This window comes from Micromonospora taraxaci, assembly GCF_007830095.1.
GTDB classification, from domain to species: domain Bacteria; phylum Actinomycetota; class Actinomycetes; order Mycobacteriales; family Micromonosporaceae; genus Micromonospora; species Micromonospora taraxaci.
The window spans coordinates 2,975,334-2,990,351 of sequence record NZ_VIWZ01000001.1 but is presented as its reverse complement, the minus strand read 5'-3'; the positions used below and the strand labels follow the sequence as shown (position 1 = coordinate 2,990,351).

Here is a 15,018-nt window from a genome sequence, read left to right as displayed (position 1 = left end):
GGCTCGGGTGGGCCCGCTTGTCTGCGCGGAACGGTCGGGTCGGAGGTCGGCGCGCATCCCCGCCCGGCGAAATGACTTGACCTCAAGCTCGGGTGAGGTCCTAACCTCCGATATCGGAGGTAATGCATGAGCATGGAATTTGCCGCGTGGACGTCCCTGCACCACGCGATGAACGCACGGGACGAGCGCCCGCTGTCCCGCGTCACGTTGAAGCGCATCGCGCAGTTCGCGCGGCCACACCGTCCGCTGATCGTCAGGTTCCTGTTGTTGAGCGTGGTGACAGCCGTCCTCACGGTCGCGGCGCCGATTCTCGCCGGGCGGGTGGTCGACGCGATCGTGGACGGCGCCGACAGCAGCGTCGTGATCCGGCTGGCGGTGCTGATCGCCCTGATCGCGCTCGCCGAGGCCGGCCTGGGTCTGGTGACGCGGTTCCTGTCCGCGAGCATCGGTGAGGGGCTGATCGTGCAGCTCCGGACGGCGGTCTTCGACCACGTCCAACGCATGCCCGTCGCGTTCTTCACCCGGACCCGCACGGGTGCGCTGGTCAGTCGGTTGAACAACGACGTGATCGGCGCGCAGCGCGCCTTCAGCGACACGCTGTCGAGCGTGGTCGGCAACACCGTCACGCTGATCCTGACGTTGGCCGTGATGCTCACCTTCTCGTGGCAGATCACGGTGCTGGCGCTCATCCTGCTGCCCATCTTCGTGCTACCCGCCCGACGCATGGGGTCGAAGCTCGCCCGGTTGCAGCGGGAGGCCGCCGAGCACAACGCCGCCATGAGCACCCGCATGACGGAACGGTTCTCCGCGCCCGGCGCCACGCTGGTCAAGCTGTACGGGCGGCCGGCCGAGGAGTCCGCCGAGTTCGCCGCACGGGCCCGACGGGTCCGCGACATCGGCGTCCGTACCGCAATGCTCCAGTGGGTCTTCATCACCGCGCTCACCGTTGTCGGCTCGCTGGCGCTGGCTCTGGTGTACGGGCTGGGCGGCCTCTACGCCCTCCGGGGCAGCCTCGACGCCGGGACCGTGGTCGCCCTCGCACTGCTCCTGTCGCGCCTGTACGCGCCGTTGACGTCGCTGGCCAGCGCCCGGGTCGAGGTGATGAGCGCGCTGGTGAGCTTCGAGCGGGTGTTCGAGGTCCTGGACCTCAAGCCGCTGATCCTCGACAAGGCCGACGCCCGGCCCCTCCCCGAGGGACCGGTCGCTGTGGAGTTCGACGGCGTACGGTTCGGCTACCCGTCGGCGGACAAGGTGTCGCTCGCGTCCCTGGAGGACGTGGCGAAGCTCGACACGCGCGGCGGCGAGGAAGTGCTGCACGGTGTGTCGTTCCGCGCCGAGGCGGGGCAGATGGTCGCGCTCGTCGGCTCCTCCGGGGCGGGCAAGTCGACCATCGCGCAGCTCGTGCCACGCCTGTACGACGTCGAGGACGGCGCGGTGAAGCTCGCCGACGTCGACGTACGCGACCTGTCGGCCGAATCGATCCGGACGGCGTTGGGCGTGGTGACGCAGGACGGGCACCTCTTCCACGAGAGCATCCGCGCCAACCTGGTGTTCGCTCGCCCGGACGCGACCGAGGACGAGATGTGGGACGTGCTGCGGCGGGCCCGGCTCGACGAGCTGATCCGCTCGCTCCCGGACGGGCTCGACACCGTCGTCGGGGAACGCGGTTACCGATTGTCGGGCGGTGAGCGGCAGCGGCTCACCATCGCGCGACTGCTGCTGGCCCGCCCGCGCGTGGTCATCCTCGACGAGGCGACAGCGCATCTCGACTCCACCTCGGAGGCGGCGGTCCAGGATGCTCTCGCCGAAGCCCTGACCGGCCGGACGAGCGTTGTCATCGCGCACCGGCTCTCCACCATCCGGTCAGCCGATCAGATCCTCGTCGTCGAGGACGGGCAGATCGTCGAACGGGGGCGGCACAGCGACCTGCTCGCCGCCGGTGGCCGGTACCAGGAGTTGTACAGCACCCAGTTCGCCGAGGACCAGCCGGCCGTCCAGGAGCAACGCGTCACCGTCTGAGCCAGCCCGCCCGAAGCCCTGCCGCCGCCCACCCGGAGCGAGCACCAGGGCGGGCGGCGAACGACCAGTCGCCCGCCCTGAATGAGCCCCAGGGCGGGCGACGGCATCAGACGGTCAGTCGTCGTCGTCCTTGTCGTCCGCGTCGTCGTCCTTGTCGTCCGCGTCGTCGTCCTTGTCGTCGGCGTCGTCGACCGGCTCCTGCTCGGCCTTGACCACCGAGCCGTTGTCCCGGTCGACGTCCACCTCGTGCTCGGTGTCGCCAGCGACGATCTCGACGCTCCACACCGGCCGGCCGTTCTCCTGCTCGGCCTCGACCTCGGTGATCTGACCGCCACCGGCCTTGGCGAGCGCGATCTCACCGGCCCGCTTCTCGTCGACCGCGCCGCCAGCCGGAGCACCGCCGGCCGGCGGACCGCTCGACGGAGCGCCGCTCGACGGCGTACCCGATGGGGTGTCGGCCGACGGCGAACCGCTGGCCGACGGCGAACCGCTGGCACCGGGCGCGTCCGTGGGCGTCGGGGCGACGGTCGCCGCGGCGAGGGTCGTGCCGCCCGACCGCGAGTCGTTCGCGGCGTTGACGCCCAGCGCGACCCCGGCCACCGCCAGCACCGCCGAACCGCCGACCGACGCCAGAAGCAGATTGGTGCGCTTCATCGTGGTGTCCACCTTTCCTCGGTTGTCGACTTCGAGGATCGGCTGAACTGGGATAGCAGCGCGCTGTCCGAACACTAAGGCCCGGTTAAGGCGTCGACGGCCGGGTCAGCCCCGCCGGTTGAGTTCCGCTTCGAGCCGCTGGACGAGCGTCTTGCGGTCCTTGCTGGCTCGTTCGTTACGCAGGGCGGTCTTGAGCTGTCGCGTGTCCAGGCCGCGGACCAGCTTGACCGCCTCGGTTACCGACATCTCTGTCATCTGGCCGGCCGTCGTGGCGTCTCGCCGCGCTCGTTTGGCCGGCCCGGTGTTGGCCACGTACTGCTTACCGGTCCGGGACGCTTCGCGCTTCTTGGTGTCGGTAGCGCGCTTCTGGCTCTCCGACATCTCGTCCCAGGCCTTCTTGGGCAGGTAACGGCTCGTCGTGCCGCCCTTGCGCGCTCGGGTGTCGCCCTCCTTCGTCTGCCACTTCTCGTTGCCCCAGCGCTGCAGAGCCTTCTGCCGATCGTCCTTCTGGCCCAGGAATCCCCCGCCGCGCCTCTTGTACTCCTGCGTGACCAGTTGCGACTTTCGCGCCGACCACTGCCCCGGCCTGCCGCCCTTGTCGGAAGCCTTGATTTCTTCCTTGATCTGCTCTCTGAGCTCGGGTTTCGTATACCGCGCCATGACTGGCAGCTACCCGGCACCGCAGCGGCTATGCCTCCGGCAACGACACCGGCGGCCCGAGCCGCAGCAGCACCTGCGCCCCGCCGCCCGGACCGGCACGCAGGTCCAGGCGACCGCCGGCGGCCTGCGCGGCGCGGCGGGCGATGTCCAGGCCGAGACCTGTCGACCCGGCCGCGCTCGCGCCTCGCTGGACCGCACCGGCCGGCATGCCCGGACCCTCGTCGGCGACGGTGAGGACCACCTCCCCGGCGTCGCGGGCGAGCCCGACGGCGAACGGCGTGCCGTCGGGGGTGTGCGCGAAGACGTTGCCGAGCAGCGCGTCCACGGCCGCCGTCAGATGGTCGGCGGCCACACCGACCGGGAGGGGGCCGGAGGCCAGGTCGAGGGTGACGGCCCGACCGGTGTCCTCGGCCAGCACCGACCAGAACGCGACCCGGTCGGCGACGATCGCCGCCGCGTCCGCCACGGCCGGCTGGGCCGCCGGTGAGTGACGCCACCGGGCCTGTCGGATCAGCCCGGTGACCGCGCGTTCGAGACCGTCGGCCGCCGCGGTGATCCGGGCGGCGTCGTCCGGGTCGCGCAACGACTCCGCCTCCAGCCGCAGTGCCGTCAGCGGGGTACGCAACTGGTGCGACAGGTCGGCGACCTGTTCGCGCTCCTGGACCAGGAGCACCTGGATGCGGGTGGCGAGATGGTTGAGCGCGCCGGCCACCTCGCGCAGCTCGGGCGGGCCGGCGGGGGTGACCCGGGCGTCCAACTCGGCGTTGGCCAGACGGTGGGAGACGGCGGAGAGGTCGCTGATCGGGCGGACCAGGGTGCGCGCCAACCGGTCGGCGACCAGCAACCCGATCAGCACGAGGATCACGCCGAGCAGCGCCAGTACCAACCAGGCCCTGGTGACCCCGGCGGTCAACTCGTGCTGCGGCACCGCGATCCGGATCACGCCGGTGCCGTCCGCCCGACCCTGCACGGCGATGACCACCTCACGGCCGTCCGCCGACTCCCCGGTGAGGCTCTGCCCGCGCGCGGCCAGCGCCACCGCCGGGGTACGAGGGGTCTGCGCGCCGAGCACCGTCCCGTCCGGCAGGAAGACGCTCACCGGCCGTCCGGACTCCGCCGCGAGCTGCTCCACGGTGAGCCGGATGGTCGCCGCGTCGGCGGTGCCGACCACCGGCACCAGGCTCTGCGCGTCGGCGGTGGCCCGGACGGTGGCCCGGTCCTCCGCGACGGTACGGACCAGCAACGCCAGCGGCACCAGGAACGCGACGAGGGTGAGCACGCTGACCGCGGCGACCAGCAGCGCGAGACGTGCCCTCACGGCTGCGCCGCCGGCGCTTCGAGGCGGACCCCGACCCCGCGCACGGTGTGCAGGTAGCGAGGCTGCTGTGCGTTCTCCCCCAACTTGCGACGCAACCAGGACAGGTGCACGTCGACGGTCTTGTCCGCGCCCCCGTACGGGATCTGCCAGACCTCGGTGAGCAGCTCACGTTTGGTGACCACCTGGCCGGGTCGGCCGGCCAGGTGGTGCAGCAGGTCGAACTCGCGGGGGGTCAGCTCGACAGTCACCCCGTCCAGGGTGACCTGCCGGGCCCGGGGGTCGACGCGGAGCCCACCGACGACGAGCGCCGCCTCCTGCGCGTCGGCGCCGGCTGGGCCCCGGCGCAGCACCGCCCGGGCGCGCGCGTCGAGCTGCGCCGCGGTGAACGGCTTGACCACGTAGTCGTCGGCGCCCGCGTCGAGCACCCGCACGATCTCGGTCTCGTCGTCGCGCGCGGTGGCCACGATGACCGGTACCGAGCTGACCGCGCGCAGCATCCGCAGCAGTTCACGCCCGTCCAGGTCGGGCAGGCCCAGGTCGAGCACGACGAGGTCGGGCCGGTCCTCCAGCGCGTCGCGGAGCCCGGCCATCGCGGTCGAGGTCGCGGCCACCGCATGGCCGCGTTCCCGGAGGGCACGGATCAGCGGGGTACGGATGGTCAGGTCGTCCTCGATGAGCAGCAGGCGGGCCACAGGTGGCAGGCTAACCGCTTCCGCTGCCGGCGAGACGCCCGTTAACCGTGCCTTAGCCTCCGCATGTGCCGACGACAACGATTGATCGGGGATAGTCGGAGCATGGGCCGTCGTTCGATCCTCGTCGCCACCGGGTGGGTGGCCACCGCCGCCGCGGCAACCCTGATCGGGTTGGGCGCGATCCGGTTGGTGGGCGAGAGCATCACCGGCACCCCGGGCGGGGTGCGCAGCGAAGCCGAGATCGAGCGGGCGCTCGCCGCACCGGAACCGGTGCCCACCGGCACGACCGGTGCCGCCTCCACCGCACCGGGCACGAGCGCCGCGCCGAGCGCCAGCTCCGGGGTCCGCCGGGGGTTCGCCACCGACGGCGGCACGGCCGTGGCCGAGTGCGGCACCGGCGGCGTACGCCTCGTGTCCTGGGCCCCCGCCCAGGGCTACCGGGTCCGGGACGTGGACCGGGGCCCGGACGACGACGTCGAGGTCACGTTCCAGGGGCCGACCCGGGAGTACGAGTTGAAGGTGCGCTGCATCGGCTCGGAGCCGGTGTCCGTCGCCGACGACTGACCCGCGGGGACGGACGTGGCCGGCACGGAGACCCGTGCCGGCCACGTCGGTGGTGGTGGTTCAGCTGGTGTACGCCTCCACCTCCCAGAGCGAATGGCCGTAGCCGGTGCCCCGGGCGGTGCCGTTGATCCGCAGATAGCGACCGTTGGCGTTGAGCGCTGTGTGTTCGTCCACTCCGCCGTCGCCGCCGGTCACCGACTTCACAGTGGTCCAGGTGGTGCCGTCGTTCGAGGTCTGGATCTGGTACGCGCTGCTGTACGCCGCCTCCCAGCTCAGCTTGACCCGACCGATCGCGGTCGGGCTGCCGAGGTCGACGCGGATCCACTGCGGGTCGGAGAAGGTGCTCGACCAGCGGGTGGTGAGGCTGCCGTCGACCGCCTGGGCGCCCGTCACGTCGGCTCCCTCGTTGCTGGACGTCGTCGTCGGCTTGTTCAGGAGCAGGTTGCCCGTCGGTCCGGTCGGGCCGCCGGTGCCGCCGTACACCTCGAACTCGAACAGCGAGTAGCCCCAGGCGGTGCCCCGGGTGGTGCCGAGGAGTCGGACGTACCGGCCGGAGCCGGTGAGCCCGGTCAGGTCGTCCACTCCGCCGTCGCCGCCGGTCACCGTGCGGATCGTGGTGAAGTTGACGCCGTCCGGGGAGGTCTGGATCTGGTAGCCGCTGCCGTACGCCGCCTCCCAGGTCAGCTTGACCCGGTTGATCGCGTAGGTGGCACCGAGGTCCACGTCGATCCACTGCGGATCACTGAACGCGCTGCCCCAGCGGGTGCCGGCCACGCCGTCGAACGCGTTGGCCGCGCCGTACGCGCCCTCGAAGCTGGACGCTCGCGCCGGCTTGCCCCGGGCCAGGTTCGCACCCGGCTCGGGATCCGGGTCGGGGTCCGGGTCCGGCCCCGGTCCGCCGGGGCTGGTGGAGAGGGTGAACTCGTCGATGTCGAAGTACGGACCAGTGCCCTTGAAGACCAGGAACAGGGTCCGGGTGCCGGTGAGGGCGGTGATCCCTCCGGTGACAGTGGCGAAGGTGGCGTACCCGCCGGTGGAGGTGACGGTGGCCGAGCCGACCAGCGGGCCGGTGGGCGAGTCCACCCGCAGCTCCAACGTGCCACCGCCGCCGGCCGGCGCGCCGACCCGGGCACTGAACGACTGGACGCCGGTCAGGTTGTACGGGCGGAACGAGATCCAGTCGTTGTTGTCGATGTAGCCGACCGCCGCGCCGCCGTGCCCGGCCGCACCCGCCACGATCTGGACGCCGGACGAGTCACCGAAGTGCTCGGCCTGCCGTACCCGAGGTTGCAGGACGGCCTGGGTGTGCGTGGTCAGCGCGGGCTGACCACCGCCGCCCAGGTCGGTGTATTCGGCGTCGATGATGCCGAAGATGTTCGCCGCGGTGTCGTGCTCGCCGTCGGCCGAGGTCTGGATGACCCCGGAGCAGCCCTGCACACTGCCGAGCTGGTGGCCGTGCGAGTCGTGGCCGAGGACGTAGTTCACCTTGACCCGGGCGCAGTTGATCGCACCGTCCTGGGCGTCGGTGACGGTGACAGTGAACGGCACCGCGTCCCCGAAGGTGAAGGTCTGCCCGTTCAACGGGGTGTTCACGGTGACCACCGGGGCGCTGTTGCCGACCGTGACCACCACGCTCGCGGTCGCCGTCTTGCCGGTGGTGTCCCGGACCGTCAACGTCGGGCTGCGGGTCCCGTTGGTGGTGTACGTGAAGCTCGGGTTCGCCGCCGTCGAGTCGGTGGTGCCGTTGTTGTCGAAGTCCCAGGCGTAGGTGAACGGGTCCCCGTCCGGGTCGAGGGTGCCTGCGGAGGAGAAGGCCACGGTCAGCGGCGCGGTGCCACTGGTCGGGGTGGCGGACACCTTCGCGACGGGCGCCCGGCCCTCGCGGGCGTACTCGATGCGGTAGAGCGCCGAGTTCGCGTCGCCGTTGAACCAGCCGGTGCCGTAGTCGAGGACGTAGAGCGCGCCGTCGGGGCCGAACTCCATGTCCATCACCTGGGTGCCGGTCCACGGGAAGGGGTTGATCTTCAGTGGTTGGCCGGTCGAGTCGAGCTTGATGTTCTTGATCCAGCGGCGACCGAACTCACCGGCGAAGTAGGTCCCGTCGTAGTACTCGGGGAACGCCACGGGCGAGGTGCTGGTGCGGTCGTACCGGTAGACCGGGCCACCCATCGGCGACAGGCCGCCACCGGTGAACTCCGGCGGCGAACCGGAGCCGCCGTACGGCAACCAGGCCGGGACGGCCGGCGGGAGCTGGGTGATGCCGGTGTTGTTGGGTGAGTTGTTCACCGGCCCGCCCGCGCAGTTGAACTTCGCCCCGGACGGTCCGGACGGGAAGGTGTAGTCGTTGTACGCGTCGTTGCGGGCGGTGCAGTAGGGCCAGCCGTAGAAGCCGGGCCGGTCGATGCGGGCGAACTCGACGTTGCCCGCCGGGCCCCGGTTCGGGTCGGCGGTGCCCGCGTCCGGACCGTAGTCGCCGAGGTAAACGATGCCGGTGGCTTTGTCCACGCTCATCCGGAACGGGTTGCGGAAGCCCATCGCGTAGATCTCCGGACGGGTCCGCGCGGTGCCCGGGGCGAACATGTTGCCGGACGGGATGGTGTAGCCGCCGGCCGCGCTCGGCTTGATCCGGAGCACCTTGCCGCGCAGGTCGTTGCTGTTCGCCGAGGTGCGCTGCGCGTCGAACGCCGGGTTGCGTCCGGCGCGCTCGTCGATCGGGGTGAAGCCGGCCGAGTCGAACGGGTTGGTGTCGTCGCCGGTGGACAGGTAGAGGTTGCCCGCCGCGTCGAAGTCCATGTCACCGCCGACGTGGCAGCACATGCCCCGGCTGGTCGGCACATTGAGGATCAGCGTCTCGCTGGCCAGGTTGATGGTGTTGTCCGCGTTGACGGTGAACCGGGCGAGCCGGTTGACGCCCTCCCAGACGGCGAAGTCGGCCGGGGTGCCGGTGGCCGGTGCGCCACCACCGGGTGTGCTCAGTGGTGGGGCGTAGAACGCGTACACCCAGCGGTTGGTGGCGAAGTTGGGGTCGGCCTTGATGCCCTGCAGGCCCTCCTCGTCGCCGGTGTAGACCGGCAGGGTGGCGGCGATTTTGGTGTTGCCGTTGGCGTCGGTGTGCCGGATCACGCCGTTGCGGGAGGTGTGCAGTACGCCCCGGTCGGGCAGGACGGTGAGGCTCATCGGCTCACCGGTCTCGGCCGCGCCCTTGGCCAGCTCCACCTGTTGGAAGCTGCTGTTGACGGTGCCACCGCAGTCGGCGTCGACCTCCCCCGCCGCGGTCCTGATGCCGCCGAGCAGGTGCTGGCGGAAGCTCGCCTCGCTGTACGACGCGTCGGTGTGGCCCAGGCCGGTGTACCAGGCTCGGCCGCCGGAGTAGTTCTGGCACCAGGAGATCGGGTGATCGGCCCCCATGCTGCCGCCGGTGTAGGTGGTCTCGTCCAGCGTGGCCAGCACGTGCACGTTGCCCCGGGGGTTGGTCCGGTAGTTGTACAGCTCGTCGAACCGGCTCCACCGCTGCGGCAACCCCGCGGTGGACGGGTGCACCTGGTCGGCGACCTTGACGGTGACGGTCTGCTCGGCCGGGTGCGAGGCGAAGTACGCCCCGACCAGCCCGCCGTACCACGGCCAGTCGTACTCGGTGTCGGAGGCGGAGTGCACGCCGACGTACCCGCCGCCGCCGGTGATGTAGCGCTCGAACGCGGCCTGCTGGGCGGCGTTGAGCACGTCGCCGGTGGTGGACAGCCAGATCACCGCGGCGAACCGGTCCAGGTTGGCGTCGGTGAACTGGGCGGCGTCCTCGGTGGCTTCGACGGTGAACCCGTTGGCCGCGCCGAGTTGCTGGATGGCGGCGATGCCGGGGGTGATGGATCCGTGCCGGAACCCGGCGGTCTTGCTGAAGACCAGGACGGTGAACGGTGCGGCGCTGGCCGTGGGTGGCGCGGCGACGATGCCGCCCGCCACGAGGATCGTGCTCAGCGCGAGGCCGAGCCACGATCTCAGGGATCTGCGCACAGTGGGGTCCTTTCGCGGTGCGGGGACGGCGTGCGCCGATCACGCCAGGCGGTGGTGGGACGAGATATGTGAATGCATCGTTGCGTCCCGGTGACGGGCGCGTCAAGGACTCTCCCACCATCCGTGAGAGCGTTATCTCCGCAGGTCAGGGACGACTGTGCAACACAAGATCGAATAACGGTTTTCGGGCCGGGATCCGCGCGTGGAGGCCCCGGAACGATCGGAGCCCCTCCACACGGTCGCTCGTTCGCGCTCAGGGGTTAGGCAAGGCTGCCCTAGCCAAAATATCCCGAGAAAGCGCGAATTGTCCCGTCGGTGCTGGGTACTGCGATGACCCGCACCACCGACGGAAGCGAGAACGCCGATGACCGACATGCTGGAGATGCCGCGGGTACACGAGTGCACCGTCACCGACTGCGGCTACAACCACGATGGCTGCCACGCCTTCGCCATCACCATCGGGCAGCAGAACGCCAGCTGCGCCACGTTCATCGACACCTCGGCGAAGGGCGGGCTGGACCGCGTCATCGCCCAGGTCGGGGCCTGCAAGCGCAGCGACTGCCAGCACAACGCCGAGTTGGAGTGCCACGCACCGTCCATCCGGGTCGGCCCGGGCCAGGACATCGCCGACTGCCAGACGTATCAACCGAGCTGAGCAGACGGGGGGCGGCCGTGACGGCCGCCCCCGAACCGCGTCCCAGCTCAGCGACCGCCCGCGACCAGCTCGGCGATCATCCCCTCGCAGCTCCGGACGACGACCTGCGCCCCGCGGCGCTGCGCCAGCGGAAGCAGGGGGTCCTCGGCCCGGTCCCGCCACCGCCACTGCGCCTCGGCGGCGACCTCCCAGAGCCGCTGCGCGGTCGCCTCGTGCTCGACACCGAGCCGGGCGGCGAGGCCCACCCCGTTGCCCCCGACCAGCCGCTGCGCCTCGTCGGCCAGCTCAGCGTCGAACCCGAGCCGGGTGTTACGCAAAGCCACCAGCAGGCGCAACTCCCGGAACTCGTGCGCACCCGCGAGGATCTGCTCGACCGCGCCGACCAACTCGTCCGAACCCCGGGTGGGTTCGGCCCGCAGCAACGTCTCCACCGCGGCCAGCGCTGACCGGGCCTTCAGCGCGTCGCGGCGGTCGATGAAACAGCGGGTCACCGACTCGCGCAGCTCGGTGAGACCGCTGCGCCGGATCAGCTCGGCGGAGAGCTTCACCCGGCTGTCGAATCCACTTCGGACCAGGGTGGCCGCCAGCCGGACACCGAAGATCCCGAACCGGTCCAGCAGCGCGACGCGTACCTCGGTGTCCAGCCGGACCGGCAGCTCGCCCCGGAGAAAGCGATCGGCCGAGATCAGGTGGGCGTCCAGCTCCGCCCGGGGTACGCGGGCCAGGGCCGCGAGCGCCGCGAAGTCCGACTCGCCGAGCATCCTGCCCGCCAGGCCGAGCATCCCACTGCACGCCACCACGTTCACACTGAGCGCGCTCACCCTCGGATCACGGTAGTGCCGCCGGGCGAGCTGGCGGGCGGTGAGCAGACCATCGATCCGACCTCCCCCGGTCTCGTCCGCCCTGGACAACACCATGATCACGTTGACCGGGGCGGCCTGCCCGACGGCGCCGTCGCGGGCCGCCTCCAGCACCCGCAGATCACTGTCGCGGCCGTCCCGGGTCAGGTACAACACCGCGTCCGAGTCCCGCAGCACCCGCTCCAACAGGGACGCCCGTCCCTGCTCGACGTCACCGTTGACCGCCGGGGTGTCGATGAGCGTGATCTGCCGCAGCGCCCGCGTCGGCCACTGCACGACGATGTCGCGTAGATCGCCGGTGTCCCAGCCGAGATCCACCCGCAGGCCGGTCGCCGACTTCACCACCGCCAGCTCCTGCGGAGGCTGACCCGACGGGTACGCGGTGGCGCGTGGCACCGGACCGTCCTCGTACCAGGTGAAGACGCCGTCGGCCCGCTCGACAGGTGCGACCTCCTCACCCATCAACGCGTTGACCACTGTCGACTTGCCGGATCGCCATGGGCCCGCGACCGCGATGCGCAGTGGTTGCTCCAGCCGGGCCACCTGGTTGCGCAACTGCCCCACGACCCGCGGGTCGTCCTGGTAGAGACCGATGGCCTGGTGCAGCAGGCCCCACGCCGCCTCGTCCAGGCGCAGCCCCACCGTCATGTCTGCGGTTCCAGCAGCAGCGGGGCGGACCGTACGCCGGTCAACTGCTGTGCCTGCTCGTAGAGCGCTGCCAGTCGGGTCATCTTCAGCCGGATCTCGCGCTGTCGCTGCTCGCGAAGGGAGGCATCGGTGTCGGCTTCCTGCTTCGCGCTGCGGAACGACTGGACGATCGCCTCCTGCAGCTCCTCGGTCAGCGCCGTGAAGTGGTCGCGCAGCATCCGCTGCACCTGGCGGACAGCGTCCCGGCAGTCTCGGCTGATCCGGACGAAGACGTCGTCGACGTGGCGCTGGATGGTGGTCTTGACGGTCGCCTGCCGGCGGCGGAGCAACTGCTTGCTCTCGTCACGGATGCTCTTGCCACCGAAGAGCGCACCGATGCCGACCGAGACCGGGTTGATCATCGGCATCCCGGCCAGGGTGGTTGCCAGACCGAACATCAGCATGCCGCCGTACGAGCCCTTCATACCGGTGAACAACTTCTGGCCGGTGGTGAACCTGTCGATCATCGGCCGTTGCAGCTCCGGCATCCGCTCGCCGATGTCGTCCGGCATGGACATCGACCAGGCCGGCAGCACGTCGTAGCCGTACCTGTTGAAGTTGGCGGCCACCCGGCGGGCGATCCAGTCGCAGCGCTGGATCAGCCACTCACGGTTCGCCTCGGCCGCCTCGATCAGGCTCCTCTCCAGCCAGTCCTGGAAGGTGTCCCAGGCCACGAGAGGATCGGCGGTGTCGAACGCCTCGTCCACCGTACGCAGGATCTCCCGCGTACGGTCGCGAAGGTCGTACTCGATGTCGGAGAGCAGGTCGCCGATCTCGTCGTTGAGCGTGTTCTGCCAGCGGGTGGAACACCTGCGCAGCTCGTCGACCTCGCGCTGCGCCGCGTGCAACCGGGAGATCGGCCCGGACTGCTCCTCGGTCTCCTGGGTCGCCAACTCGGCGCGCAGCGGAGCGGCCAACTGCTCCACGACCGTCCGGGCAACCGTCTGCACCGATGCGCGGGCCAGGTGGTTGGCCTTGCCGGCCAGGTCGCGCTGTAGTCGAGCGATCAGCTCGGGAAACCCGGACTCGGCGTTGAGGCCACGGTCGTCGGCCGCGGCGGCGCGCAGTCGCAGGGTCGCCGAGACCGGGATCAGCGTCACCGGGACGCCGGCCTCCACCAGGTGTTGCCGGTTACGTTCGGCGACCGCACGCCAGTCGGCCACCAGGTCGGTCTTGCTCTGCACCACGACCACGTTCGGGTGCGACCGCATGACGTGCAGCACCATGTTCAGCTCGGCGACCGACAGCTCCCGGGTGGAGTCGGAGACCAGCAGCACGACGTCCGCGCGGGCCGGAGCAGCGACCGGGGCGGCACCGCCGACACCGGCGACCTCGTCGGTGCCGGGAGTGTCCACCAGCACCATCCCGGCGCCGAGTAGGGCGCGTGGCACCCCGATCTCGACGTACGCCGGGCCGCCGCCCGGACGACGACCGACCATTCCGGCCACGCCCGCGGCGACCTGGTTGAGCGCGACCGGCGTTCGCTCGACGGTCACCGCCTCGGCAGCGCCGGCGGGACGGCCCGAGGCCGGCGCCGGAGCCTGCGCGACCACCGCCGACGGGGCCTCGGCGTGCCGCACGACGGTCGGCAGCACTGTCGTGCGGCCGTCGCCGACCGGGCAGGCCGGGGCGTTGATGATCGCGTTGATCAGCTGACTCTTGCCCTGGTTCGGTTCGCCGATGACGAGGACGCGCAGCGTCGGGTCCAGCAGTTGGGCACGCTTCTGCCGCACCGTCTGGAGCAGGTCAGCACGACCGTGTGCACTGCACGTGCGCGCGATCTCGTCCAGCACGTCCAACCAGATCCCGGCCATCACCGCACCAAGTGTGCGGATTTCGGCTCAATTATCAAGAGGGGCCGGGTGGGGAACCGGAGAGGACCGGACCGCCCGAGGCGATCCGGTCCCCCGCTCCGACCGGAGATCCGGGTCAGAGCAGACCGCCGGTGATACCCAGCAGCCCGTGATCGGACGAGGCGTGCGAGTCGCCGCCGAGCACACCGTCGGTGACCCCACCCGTCACGTCACCGACAGTGCCGGTGACACCGGGGAGGAGGCTGTCCACCTGGTGCGTCACGCCGCCCACCGCCGACGGCACGTCGAGCGGTGGGACCACACCGCCGACGACGCCGTCGCCGTGCCCGAGGCCGAGCCCACCCAGGGTGTCGTTGACACCGAGGGAGTTCACGACCCCGCCGAGTTGACCGTGGGTCCCGGACAGGACACCACCGGTCAGGTCGCCGCCGATCAGGTTCGAGTCGGTGACACCGAGCAGACCGCTCGGGTCGCCGACGGTGCCGGTGACGTCGCCGAGGACCGGGTCCGCGATCGCGTCCACCGGCTGCACGACATCGGCGTCGAGGGTGTACGCCACGTCGCCGACACCGGCGAGGTCGGTGTCGAGCCCGTTCGGACCGATGCCCAGGCCGACCCCCGGCAGGACGGTGATCCCGGCGGCGGCGGTCGACGGGTCGACCGCGATGGCGCCGAGCACGCCGGCCTTGACGTCCACGCCGGTGGGCGAACTGGTGACGCTGATCTGCTGCGCCACACTCTGCAACTGGCCCACCACGTCGGTGGTGTCGGTGACCAGCGGGTCCAGCCCGAGCTGCCCGACTGCCGGGGCGATCGCCCCGAGGCCCTGGCCCGGCGCGTAGTCGACCACCAGCGGCACCACGTCCTGCACATCCGCCGCGGTGATGTCGGTGAGCCCCGCGCCGCGCAGCGCACCCTCGGGGTCGAGGTCGAACGCCGACCGCGCGTCGGGGTTCGTCAGCAGGTCGAGCACGAAGTCGTGAAGGGTCTGGTGCGAGTCCATGTGCTGGTTCTCCTCGGATCTGGCGTCAGCGACGTGTCGTACGTCGACAGTGACGTTATTGCCGGGCCCGCCCCCGGGCATCGG

At 71.0% G+C, this 15,018-nt stretch carries 11 protein-coding genes; 3 read left to right on the top strand and 8 right to left on the bottom strand.

Going from position 1 to position 15,018, the window contains the following annotated elements:
* Positions 1–126: 126 nt before the first annotated feature.
* Positions 127–2,019: an ABC transporter ATP-binding protein gene (locus tag FHU34_RS13840; protein ID WP_145780455.1), complete on the top strand. Its 1,893-nt coding sequence runs from the start codon at positions 127–129 to the stop codon at positions 2,017–2,019.
* Positions 2,020–2,133: 114 nt separating this feature from the next.
* Here the strand turns inward: FHU34_RS13840 and FHU34_RS13835 are convergent, their stop codons facing one another.
* The 4 genes from FHU34_RS13835 to FHU34_RS13820 all read right to left on the bottom strand — a co-directional run bounded on the left by FHU34_RS13835 (position 2,134) and on the right by FHU34_RS13820 (position 5,343).
* Entirely contained in the window at positions 2,134–2,673 is a 540-nt protein-coding gene (locus FHU34_RS13835; protein ID WP_145780453.1) for a PepSY domain-containing protein, read from the bottom strand.
* A gap of 105 nt (positions 2,674–2,778) precedes the next feature.
* The gene (locus tag FHU34_RS13830) at positions 2,779–3,333 is read right to left on the bottom strand and encodes a DUF5872 domain-containing protein (RefSeq protein ID WP_145780452.1); all 555 of its coding nucleotides are present in this window, start codon (positions 3,331–3,333) and stop codon (positions 2,779–2,781) included.
* Between the two features lie 28 nt (positions 3,334–3,361).
* Entirely contained in the window at positions 3,362–4,651 is a 1,290-nt protein-coding gene (locus tag FHU34_RS13825; RefSeq protein ID WP_145780450.1) for a sensor histidine kinase, read from the bottom strand.
* Positions 4,648–5,343, bottom strand: a complete 696-nt coding sequence (locus tag FHU34_RS13820) for a response regulator transcription factor (RefSeq protein WP_145780449.1) — start codon at positions 5,341–5,343, stop codon at positions 4,648–4,650. Before FHU34_RS13820 ends, FHU34_RS13825 begins: the two co-directional genes overlap by 4 nt.
* Before the next feature lie 102 nt (positions 5,344–5,445).
* On the opposite strand from FHU34_RS13820, the gene FHU34_RS13815 reads away from it, so the two are divergent.
* Complete coding sequence (locus FHU34_RS13815; protein WP_145780447.1) at positions 5,446–5,907, top strand: septum formation initiator; 462 nt, start codon at positions 5,446–5,448, stop codon at positions 5,905–5,907.
* Positions 5,908–5,967: 60 nt separating this feature from the next.
* Here the strand turns inward: FHU34_RS13815 and FHU34_RS13810 are convergent, their stop codons facing one another.
* On the bottom strand, positions 5,968–9,915 hold the full coding sequence (locus FHU34_RS13810) for a ThuA domain-containing protein (RefSeq protein WP_145780446.1): 3,948 nt from the start codon (positions 9,913–9,915) through the stop codon (positions 5,968–5,970).
* 364 nt (positions 9,916–10,279) lie between these two features.
* On the opposite strand from FHU34_RS13810, the gene FHU34_RS13805 reads away from it, so the two are divergent.
* A complete protein-coding gene (locus FHU34_RS13805) occupies positions 10,280–10,570 on the top strand; it encodes a DUF1540 domain-containing protein (protein WP_145780445.1) in 291 nt (96 codons plus the stop codon).
* 47 nt (positions 10,571–10,617) lie between these two features.
* Here the strand turns inward: FHU34_RS13805 and FHU34_RS13800 are convergent, their stop codons facing one another.
* The 3 genes from FHU34_RS13800 to FHU34_RS13790 all read right to left on the bottom strand — a co-directional run bounded on the left by FHU34_RS13800 (position 10,618) and on the right by FHU34_RS13790 (position 14,934).
* A complete protein-coding gene (locus tag FHU34_RS13800; protein ID WP_145780444.1) occupies positions 10,618–12,078 on the bottom strand; it encodes a P-loop NTPase family protein in 1,461 nt (486 codons plus the stop codon).
* On the bottom strand, positions 12,075–13,931 hold the full coding sequence (locus FHU34_RS13795) for a dynamin family protein (protein ID WP_145780443.1): 1,857 nt from the start codon (positions 13,929–13,931) through the stop codon (positions 12,075–12,077). Before FHU34_RS13795 ends, FHU34_RS13800 begins: the two co-directional genes overlap by 4 nt.
* Before the next feature lie 115 nt (positions 13,932–14,046).
* A complete protein-coding gene (locus FHU34_RS13790) occupies positions 14,047–14,934 on the bottom strand; it encodes an IniB N-terminal domain-containing protein (protein WP_145780441.1) in 888 nt (295 codons plus the stop codon).
* Between the last annotated feature and the right edge of the window lie 84 nt (positions 14,935–15,018).

Excerpts from the sequence above, each read along its gene's own strand:
- FHU34_RS13840 (WP_145780455.1), top strand. The coding sequence starts at position 127 with ATGAGCATGGAATTTGCCGCGTGGACGTCCCTGCACCACGCGATGAAC.
- FHU34_RS13835 (WP_145780453.1), bottom strand. The coding sequence starts at position 2,673 with ATGAAGCGCACCAATCTGCTTCTGGCGTCGGTCGGCGGTTCGGCGGTG.
- FHU34_RS13830 (WP_145780452.1), bottom strand. The coding sequence starts at position 3,333 with ATGGCGCGGTATACGAAACCCGAGCTCAGAGAGCAGATCAAGGAAGAA.
- FHU34_RS13815 (WP_145780447.1), top strand. The coding sequence starts at position 5,446 with ATGGGCCGTCGTTCGATCCTCGTCGCCACCGGGTGGGTGGCCACCGCC.
- FHU34_RS13805 (WP_145780445.1), top strand. The coding sequence starts at position 10,280 with ATGACCGACATGCTGGAGATGCCGCGGGTACACGAGTGCACCGTCACC.
- FHU34_RS13800 (WP_145780444.1), bottom strand. The coding sequence starts at position 12,078 with ATGACGGTGGGGCTGCGCCTGGACGAGGCGGCGTGGGGCCTGCTGCAC.
- FHU34_RS13795 (WP_145780443.1), bottom strand. The coding sequence starts at position 13,931 with ATGGCCGGGATCTGGTTGGACGTGCTGGACGAGATCGCGCGCACGTGC.
- FHU34_RS13790 (WP_145780441.1), bottom strand. The coding sequence starts at position 14,934 with ATGGACTCGCACCAGACCCTTCACGACTTCGTGCTCGACCTGCTGACG.